Annotated in this window: 9 protein-coding genes; 1 reads left to right on the top strand and 8 read right to left on the bottom strand. The window is 62.0% G+C overall.

Features of this window, described 5'->3' with window-relative positions; genetic code table 11:
* The 8 genes from nrfD to VF515_13740 all read right to left on the bottom strand — a co-directional run.
* Window positions 1–879 (bottom strand): NrfD/PsrC family molybdoenzyme membrane anchor subunit (nrfD, locus tag VF515_13775; protein ID HEX7408705.1); only part of this gene is annotated, 879 nt, incomplete at its 3' end.
* On the bottom strand, window positions 860–1,564 hold the full coding sequence (locus VF515_13770; GenBank protein HEX7408704.1) for a 4Fe-4S dicluster domain-containing protein: 705 nt from the start codon (window positions 1,562–1,564) through the stop codon (window positions 860–862). The genes nrfD and VF515_13770, both read right to left, overlap by 20 nt.
* Window positions 1,565–1,574: 10 nt before the next feature.
* Complete coding sequence (locus VF515_13765; protein HEX7408703.1) at window positions 1,575–4,055, bottom strand: molybdopterin-dependent oxidoreductase; 2,481 nt, start codon at window positions 4,053–4,055, stop codon at window positions 1,575–1,577.
* A gap of 11 nt (window positions 4,056–4,066) precedes the next feature.
* The gene (locus VF515_13760; protein ID HEX7408702.1) at window positions 4,067–4,552 is read right to left on the bottom strand and encodes a cytochrome c3 family protein; all 486 of its coding nucleotides are present in this window, start codon (window positions 4,550–4,552) and stop codon (window positions 4,067–4,069) included.
* Window positions 4,549–4,905, bottom strand: a complete 357-nt coding sequence (locus VF515_13755; protein ID HEX7408701.1) for a cytochrome c — start codon at window positions 4,903–4,905, stop codon at window positions 4,549–4,551. Before VF515_13755 ends, VF515_13760 begins: the two co-directional genes overlap by 4 nt.
* Window positions 4,906–5,112: 207 nt before the next feature.
* A complete protein-coding gene (locus tag VF515_13750) occupies window positions 5,113–6,465 on the bottom strand; it encodes a sigma-54 dependent transcriptional regulator (protein ID HEX7408700.1) in 1,353 nt (450 codons plus the stop codon).
* On the bottom strand, window positions 6,462–7,784 hold the full coding sequence (locus VF515_13745; GenBank protein HEX7408699.1) for a HAMP domain-containing sensor histidine kinase: 1,323 nt from the start codon (window positions 7,782–7,784) through the stop codon (window positions 6,462–6,464). The genes VF515_13750 and VF515_13745 overlap by 4 nt, the downstream gene beginning before the upstream one ends.
* On the bottom strand, window positions 7,744–9,120 hold the full coding sequence (locus VF515_13740; protein HEX7408698.1) for an ATP-binding protein: 1,377 nt from the start codon (window positions 9,118–9,120) through the stop codon (window positions 7,744–7,746). Before VF515_13740 ends, VF515_13745 begins: the two co-directional genes overlap by 41 nt.
* Before the next feature lie 43 nt (window positions 9,121–9,163).
* Between VF515_13740 and VF515_13735 the strand changes: the two genes are divergently transcribed.
* The coding region (locus VF515_13735; GenBank protein HEX7408697.1) for a hypothetical protein at window positions 9,164–9,419 on the top strand (256 nt) is incomplete at its 3' end.

Genomic DNA, 9,419 nt, shown 5'->3' with positions numbered 1-9,419 from the left:
CGCAAAGGTGAAGTAGAACCAGAGTAAGGTCATCACCAGGAGCAGAATGCCGAGGTTGTTGAAATGTATCGGGCGCAGGTAGTCTTCAAGATGATAGGCCCAACGGAGAATCGCCATGGCGACGATGAGTGCGGCGATTCCCGAGAAGATGGCCCCGACCACGAAGTACGGGCCGAAGATGGTCGAGTGCCACATCGGCTGGATGGTCATGCCAAAGACCCACGATACGACCGTATGCACGGAGACGGCGATGGGGATGACCACGACGGCCATGATCGCGATGCCCCGCTCCAGCCAGCGGTGTTGTCGCTCGGTGCCGCTCCAGCCCAACGACAACAGACGATAGAGCCATGCCCGTTTGGTGGTGCGCTCTCGGATCAACGCAATATCCGGAATCAAGGGTAAGTAGAGATAGATCATGCTGCCGGTCAGGTAGCACGTGACGCTGATCACGTCCCAAAGAAGCGGGGAACGCAGATGACCGTATTGGAGGACGTACAGGACCCGATCCGGACGCCCCAGGTCGATCACGATGTTGCTCATGCCGATGAACAGCACGAGCACCGTGATCACCTCGGCGGAGCGGGTAATGGCCCGCCGCCATTCCGCGTGGCACAGGCGGAGAATGGCGGAGATCAGCGTCCCCGCATGGCTGATTCCGATGAAGAAAACGAAGTTGGTGATATACAATCCCCACATCACCGGCCGGTTCATCCCCGTGATGCCCAACCCCTGTCGCATCTGCGTGATCCAGGTGAACGCAGCCCAGGCGACGATGGTGAGCAGCACCGCGACGGTGATATAAAACCGACCGCCGGTGTGAAGAATGGGCTCAAAGAGGATGGCGTCCTCGTCGTGGTTAACCTTTGGCGCCGCCATACCATTCCCCTTCCCGCAGGTAGTACACTTTCGGTTCCGTGCCCAGCTCTTCCATGAGCCGGAAGGCGCGGGCACTCTGCGCCTGACGCGCAACCGTGCTGCTCGGATCGTCCAAGTCGCCGAAATACATCGCTGAACTGGGACAGCTCTCAACACAGGCCGGCATATAGTCCCCTTCTCGCAGCTCTCTGCTCTCGGCACGCGCCTCTTCTCGCGCCCGCTGCAGCCGGTGGTGACAGAACGTGCACTTTTCCACCACGCCTTTCGGGCGGATCGCCACGTCGGGGCTTAGGCACTGTTCCATCTCCGGCGGCCACGACGGCCGGTACCAGTTGAAGTACTTCACCGTGTACGGACAGTTGTTGGTGCAATAGCGGCACCCGATACAGCGTGGATAGATCTGCGCGACCAACCCTTCGGGGTTCTTGTACGTGGCCCGGACGGGGCACACTTTGGTGCACGGGGGATTGTCGCACTGCATGCAGGGCCGCGGCAGATAGCGGGTGCGCACATTGGGGTACTCTCCTTCGATGGTGGTCATCACTTCCATCCAGGAGATCACCCGTCCCTTCGCCGCCTCTTTCGGTTCGGCAAAGGGGACGTTGTTTTCGACCTTGCACGCCACCGTGCAGGCCTGACATCCCGTACACTTGTCCAGATCAATTACCATTCCCCAACGCGGCATAGTCTTCGCCTCAAGCCTTGTACACTTTCACGCGTGTCGCCCCGGGGGCGCTGAGCCCCGCGAGATAGTCGTACTCCGGCGCGGTGAGCTGCAGCGGATTCACCCCGATCCCCTCGGCCCAGCGCCCAGAGGCGGTGTGTCCGAGATTCGCCGGCATGTTCACCACGTCGGGCATCGCGCCCGGATTGAGCCGCGCTTGGAGTTTGAGCTTGCCGACGGGAGATTCGACCCACACATCATCGCCGTCGTCGACTCCCAGTCGCCGGGCCGTTTCCGGGTTGATCTCCAGCCACGAGTCCCATCGCATCCCCAATTGCGGTCCGAGGATTTCCTGCAAGAACGGCTGATTGGCGTTGTGCTCGCCTGCCAGCGGCAGCAACCGCATGATGTTCAAGTGAAACGGGTATTGGGCATCGGCTCCGGCGAATCGGGGCGACTCGAAATGCGGCAGGCACAACGCGTCGCCGCGTGCCGTCAGTTTGAGATCCTTCAATGCCCCCTCGATGTCGTGTTTGCCGGTTTCAGCCAAAGCCGTCAGGCTCTGCTTCAGCGTCAAGGAGTAGAATTCAAACTTGCCAGACGGCGTCGGGAAGATTCGGGCCCACTCGCCGAAACTGTAGGCCGGATCCCACCAACCCCCCTTGTCCTGCAACTGCGCCCAAAACTCGTCAAAGGAATGGTACGAGGAGGACCACCATCCCCGGTCCTCCAGCAGCGCGGTCCACGACTTGTCGGTAAAGGGCTCGACGATGCCTCCGCGCTTCGCTTCAAACAGGCCGGTGACGCGGTACTGGAGCACCGTGAGAAAATCCGCCCAGGGAAAAGCGTCGGCGACGGGCCCTCCAACTTGCTTGGCGATCTGAATCAGGGCATCGCCCGTGTGCATGGTGTTGTAGAGCGGCGTCACGGCCGGCTGTCTCAAACCGAAGAGCGGGTAGGGCACGACCGGAGGAGCGGGCATGTCCTGCCATTTTTCCAAGTACGTATGGTCCGGCAGGATCAGGTCGGCCTGAGTGCTGCTCTCATCGAGAAACGGTGAAAAACTCACGATGAACGGAATCTTCTCGAAAGCCCGAGCGAAGCTTGCCGGTTGCGGCGAGGAAAAGAGCGGATTGGCCTGATACAGGAAGAGCGCGTTCGCCTTATAAGGTTTCTCCGCGGCCAGGGGCCCCGCCATCGCCGTGGCGACGTGGTGTGCCAACGGAAAGGCTCGCGATGCCGCACCGTCGAGCCGCGGCTGCGTCAGGCCGCGTTTCGCCACGTCGTCTCGTTGCACAGTGGGCAACTCTTTCAGTGGTGCTTCGGGGGGAAACACGACACCGCCGGATACATCTATGCTTCCCACGAGAGCGTTCAAAGCATGGACCGCCATCAGGCTGTACGCCGCGTTGGTGGAGGTCATCTCGCCGAGGGCAATGGCGGGCTTGTGGGTGGCGAACTCCTTGGCGATCCGCAGAATCGTGCTGACCGGAACGGTGGTGAGGCGCGACACCTCGTCAAGATTGTGTTCCCGCAGCACCAGGTTCCGAAAACCCTGGTGCGCCGTCCCGTCGGCATCTTTCCAATCCTCGAAGCCGAAGGCGTGGTTATCCACGAAGCGTTTATCGTAAAGGCCCTCGCGGATCAGGATATAGGCGATGCCCAGGGCGAGTGCCCCTTCCGTGCCGGGTTGGATCGGAACCCACTCATCCGCCTTCGCGGCGGTGGCCGAGAAGCGAGACTCAATCTGGATGATCTTGGCCTTGGGGCCCGGGCGATCCTGGCGCAGGTGGCCGTAAGTCCGCATCATGCGGACGGGCGAGACCGATGCCTCGAGTAGCGGCGCACCAAAAGAGAGAATGCAGTTCGTGTTGTCGAGGTCATAGGTCAGGGGCGCGCGGGTTCCCTGCGTGCAGAAGCGCGCCAGTGCCTGTGTCTCCAGGGCCGCCCCCGTGTTTCGTACGTCGTTTGGAGTGCCGTAGGCCTGGCAGAAGCGGGAGACCAGCGTGTCCATCAACCCGTTGCCGTCCCCGCTGAGGAAGACGACGGAGTGAGGTTCACCCCGTTCTCTGATCTCTCGGAGTTGCTGGGCGACGGTTTGGATCGCCTCCTCCCACGAGATCGGTTCCCACTTTCCTTCTCCGCGGTTTCCCACCCGCTTCAGCGGCCCGCGAATGCGGTCTGGACTATAGAGAGTCTGAAGCCCGGCCAGGCCCGTTGGGCAAAGGCCGTTGCGATTCAGGGGGTAGAACGGATTGCCGGTGATGTTCACCGCGCGTCCGCCGACCGTGCGGACACGAATAGAGCAGCCGCCCTCGCACTGGCCACAGATGGATGTCACCCATCGTTCTTCGCCACCGGGAGCCCTGCGGGCTGACTCGGTGAGTTCGAGGAACTCGGCCAACTTGTGCGGCCCACAGCCGGAAACCGCCACACCGGCTGCGCCCGCCCCACTCAGCGCGAGAAACCCACGCCTGCTAACCTTGATTCCATTCTTTTCGTCAGTGTCCATCGGCTCACGTTTCATCTGTGACATGCGTTGCAATCGATGCTCACGCCCTTCTGGGTGTGGCAGCCGACGCACCTGTCCATGCGCACGGGAACTGCTGCTACCGTCACCGGCGCTGTGCTTTCACCGACCGGACCATGACATTGGACGCATTCGACTCCTCCCAAGGCCACATGTCGGCGGTGTGAGAAATACACGTGGCCCTGGACTTCGTAGACGCGTTGCCAGGGAATCTGCAGCCCCTTATCCCCGTACTGCCGCACCTTCTCCTCCTCCGGGCTGTCGGTGATCGCTCCCTGGTGGCACATCATGCAGGTTTCCGTTTTGGGGATCCCGGCAGAGGCGGCTTTCTCGACGGACTGGTGACAGCCATCACAAGGCAGGCCCTTCTCGACATGCGCCTTGTGATTGAACTGAATGGGCTGAGTTACCGCCGCAGGGGCGTTCTCGCAGGCGCCGAGGAGCAGGCAGCCCAAAAGAATGCAAAGCGGGCGTATCACTTGGAGGCGAATCCCTTCACGTGTTCGATAATGCCTTGGATCTGATCGTCCTTTAGCTTGCCGCCGAAAGCCGGCATCGCCGCCGATTTCCCCACCGCCTTGCCGCCCTCTTTGATGACCTTGGTGATATCGGCATCCGATTTTCCTTTGAGCACGGTCGCAAAATCCGCGGGTGGTGGCTTCAACATCTTGCCGGCAGGCCCGTCACCCTTACCGCTCACCCCATGGCACATCACGCAGTTCTTCTCGAAAGCCTGCTTCGCGTCCTGCGCCTGGGCCACTGACACCGCCGCGCTGCTCAGAACGACACTGGCCGCTACAACTAGCGCCCCCTTCGTTATGATACTGATCATCTTTCTGTCCTCTCCTTTCGCGGACAGATTCGGCGATCTGGCGCCGAACCCGCCACCTCTTTCCCGTTCTCGCCACCGACTCTCGCAACAAAGGTGCCAGCGTTGGCGCTACCGAAGTTCTGTGGGCACGCATATGCGGCAACCGCACGGCAGGTGTGGTGGAGATGGAAGGGAAAAGGGCTGTGGTGAGGGCAGTAGAGCCGCCCGTCAGGCGGCGTCCCGGGGATCGAGCACGATGCCGAGACGGAAGGCTTTGTCGTACAGGGCGCGGCGACTGATGCCGAGGCGCTTGGCGACTGCGGTTTTGTTCCAGTTCAGATCGGTGAGCGTGCGCCGGATGAGCTCGCGCTCCAAGTCTTCGAGCGTGGTCAGTTCCCGCGGCAGGCTGCGGTTCTCGGCCGACTCGAGTGAGGGAAGATCCTGTCGCCGCAGCACCAGCCCCTCCAACATGATCATGGCCCGTTCGACGACGTTCTCGAGTTCCCTGACGTTACCCGGCCACGAGTAGCTGCGCAGGAGTTCGAGCGCCTCGGGGGCAATGGTGGGCACGGGTTTCTTGACGTTGACGGCTTGGACCCGAACGAAATGATCGAGCAGGAGCGGAATGTCGTCGCGACGCTCGCGCAGCGATGGCATGTGGATGGTCACCACGCTGAGGCGGTAGTACAGATCCTCACGGAAGGTACCGGCGGCGATCATGCGGGCGAGGTCGCGGTTGGTTGAGGCGATGATCCGCACATCCGTCTTGATGGTGCGTTCGCCGCCGACGCGCTTGTACTCCTTCTCCTGGATGACGCGCAGCAGTTTCGCCTGAAAAGCAGGGCTGGTTTCGGCGATTTCGTCGAGGAACAGCGTGCCCCCGGCGGCCGTTTCGAACAGCCCCTTCTTGGTGATGATCGCACCCGTGAACGCGCCCTTCTCGTGTCCGAAGAGTTCGCTCTCGATCAACGTCTCAGTCAGGGCGCTGCAATTGACGGCGAAAAAGCTGCGCTCCGCGCGCGGCCCGTGATAGTGCAAGTAGCGCGCGACCAGTTCTTTTCCGGTGCCACTCTCACCGGTGATCAGCACACGGCAATCCGACTCATGCAGCTTCCCCAGTGTTTCGATGATGGCGCAGATCGGAGGCGACTGGCCGATGATCGGGCGCAGCGGAAGGGTGCCGAGTTGACGTCGCAGGGACGCATTCTCCGCAACCAAGCGGCGGTAGTCGAGGGCCTTGCTCACCTTGAGCGCGAGTTCGTCGGGAGGGAAGGGCTTGGCGAGAAAATCTGCGGCGCCTTTTTTCACCGCCTCCACAGCGGTTTCGATGCTGGCGAAGCCCGTTACCATGATCACCACCGAGCCCGGCCGTTCCACGCTGATGCGCTCGAGCAGGGTCATGCCCGAGACATCCGGCAGCTTGAGGTCCAGCAAGATCACGTCGGCTGGTTCCTTGGCGAGCGCGGCGAGTGCTTCCGCACCGGTGGAGCAGGTGCGCACGGCATAGCCGGCTTGGGAGAGCACCTGCTCCATGTTGAGCGCCATGGAGAGTTCGTCGTCGACGACTAAGACGCTCTTCATGACGCTTCCTCGCGCGCCAGGGGACTGGCGTCGACCGGCAGACCGACCGTGAACGTCGAGCCATTCCCGGGCATACTGTCCACGCGCATCGTGCCGCCGAGCCGGCGGACGATGGTGAGTGAGAGAGAAAGACCGAGGCCGACGCCATCGGCTCCGTCCTTGGTGGTGAAAAAGGGACTGAAGACCTCATCCAGATGCTCACGGGGAATGCCGTGTCCATCGTCGCGCACTCGCAGTTCCACCGTCTCCGGCTCTGCCCCGGGGCGGGTGTCGACCACCACCTCTCCGCCGTCTTTCACGGCGTCGAGGGCGTTGCACAACAGGTTGACGATCACCTGCCGCAGCGCGCTTTCCTGGCCGTGCACTCGCAAGCCCGGCGTCAGGCGTTGCTCAATGTGGACGCGCCGCTGGGTGGCTCGGTTCTCAAACAGCAGAATGACGCCATGTGCGACTTTCGCAATGTCGATACTTTGCGGCCTCCCGTCTTGCTGGGGAGACAGGGCGAGCAAGCTGCGGACAACTCCGCCGATGCGAAATGCGGATTCCGCGATGGTGGTGAGATCCTGCAGATAGCGTTGCGGCAGGCCATCGCGCTCCGCCTGCCGGCGCATCACCTCTGCCTTGCCGACGATGATCGCGGCGGGATTGTTGATGTGATGGGCCACGTCCCCAGCGAGACGACCGACGGACAGGTGCCGGTAGGTCTGCTCGAGAGTCTGATTGCGGTGCTGCAGTTGCAGATTGACTTCGAACAGGCGTTGGCGATTGGTGCGCATCTGGCGGGAAACCAGGGCCAGCGAGTACGCAATGAAAAACGCGAATCCTAAACGCAGCGTCAGGTCTTCCAGTGAGCACCGCTGCGCCGAGGGCAGCCAGAGATACAGGGTCGTGTACAATCCGGCAAAGCCAGTGGCGGCGCCAATGCCCACCACTGCGCCGAAGTAGAACGCGTGCAGTGCGACGAGCAAGTAGAAGGCGAGATAGGCGCCGGACATCGGCTCCGCTGACCAGAGACAGACGAGGAAGAGGAACACGAGATCCGCCGGCAGCACCGCCAGATAGGCGCGTGCACGCGCGCTCGGGTGACGCCACACCTGCAGATACAGCGCCAGCGAGTAGGCCGCGAACGCCGCAGTGAGGGTAACACCCTTGAGCGTCACACCTGGTGCGGCGAATCTCCATAGCCACACGGCGGCTGCCCCGGCGGACCCCACGCGCAGCGCGAGAAAATACCGGTCCACCTGATCAAACGCGGACGCCGATACCGGGCTGTCGGCGCTATGCGAGAGTTGGGAGAACCACACGGAAAATCGATCCATGGCCAACTTCACTGCTGACTTCGATGCTGCCCCCGTGAGCCCTGATGATCCCGTAGCTGACCGAGAGGCCCAGCCCCGACCCGTCGCCGGCCTTTTTCGTTGAAAAGAATGGGTCGAAGAGGCGGCCGATGATCTCCGGGGGCACGCCCGTGCCGGTGTCGATAACCTCCACGTTGATGTGGCCGTTTTGTGACAAGGTGCGCAGCCGGATCGATCCCCCGTCCGGCATCGCATCTTTTGCATTCTGCAACAGGTTGAGGAACACCTGTTTCAGTTGGTTGGCGTCGGCGCGCACGAGCGGGAGCGCGTCGTAATGCTCGGGTACGATCGCGACATTCGCGCGTGCGAAAGAAGGCCCGACGAAGCGCACGGTTTCGCGGAGAACCTGGTTCACATCGGTCGCCGCCAATGTCGTCTCGGACTTTCGCGCAAAGAGCAGGAGGCTGCGCACAACCTCAGCGATGCGACCGATCTCGCGGCCAAAGACGTCAAAGTCCTCGCGGCAGACCTGCGGGCAACCACGCTCGTTCGTCATCGCCCGCAGCTCCCGGGTCTTTCCCATCATGATGCCGAGGGGATTGTTCACCTCGTGCGCGATCGCGGCGGCCATCTCGCCCACAACGCTCAGCTTCTCCGCTTGGATCAGCTGTGCTTCCACCTCACGATTGCGTGTGTGTAGTGCCATCTCGGTGCGACGGGCACGGAGAAAGATGTGTGCCAACAGGGCGACGAGCACAATGCCTACGCCCAAGGAGATGAGCCACAGCATACGGCGGGCGCTATCGAGGTTGCGGAAGAAGGTCGCCGGGTTCTTGGAGACCTCGAAAACCGCGTACACCTTGCCGTCGGGTGAGACCATGGGGACGTAGACCTGAAGGATGCGGTGGCCGTCAGAGCCACCAGCTTCGTGCGAGCGCAGCGCCGTAGGTGTCCTCATCTCCACCTCGGTCTGCCCCTTGAGGGCCGCCGCCAGCTCAGGGTTGCTCTGCTCGTCCTGTTGCATCCATTGCCACTCGTCGGACCAAACCGCTGTCCCCTCCTCTGCGTCGTAAATCTTCACGTGCCTGATCTCGGGGATGCTGGTGAGGTGCTGCGCCAGGTGAGTAAACGCCCACGTCTTGTTGTTGCTGGCCACGAAGCGGAATTGTTCGGGGGTCAAGTCTAGGTTTGTGAGGACTCGTACCGCCTCTGCCGTAACCTGGGCCTCGCGGTCGAAGAGATTGCGCGTGAGCAGGTGGTCGACGGCTGCACCGAGGACGGCTATCGCGAGCGCGCTGCACAGCAGCACGGCCGCGAGGAATCGCTGGAACGGATCCAGCCGGATCTGGGCTCGCACGGTTACAGTCCGATCGCATGCCCGGTGGCGAAACGCAAGCGCCATGTTTCCGTTCCGGTTTGGTTGGAAAGTGGGCTACGCCGGAGAACCGCTAGGCGACCGCTTGCAGGTTAACTCCGCTGTGCATTTGTTGCGCGGTGCGCAGAAGTTGCGCACCGTCTCTTTGGGCGGGCCCTCAGTCAACTCAGACCATCAGGCAATTAGAAACCCCGATGGTTTGATCATGACAAGCGGCACATCTCTTGCGCGACGCCAGCCCGACCATGGACAAGACTTGCCCATTCCGAAGCACCACGATC

Source organism: Candidatus Binatia bacterium (assembly GCA_036382395.1).
In the GTDB taxonomy this organism is placed as follows: domain Bacteria; phylum Desulfobacterota; class Binatia; order HRBIN30; family HRBIN30; genus JAGDMS01.
This window is presented reverse-complemented; position numbering and strand designations above follow the sequence as displayed.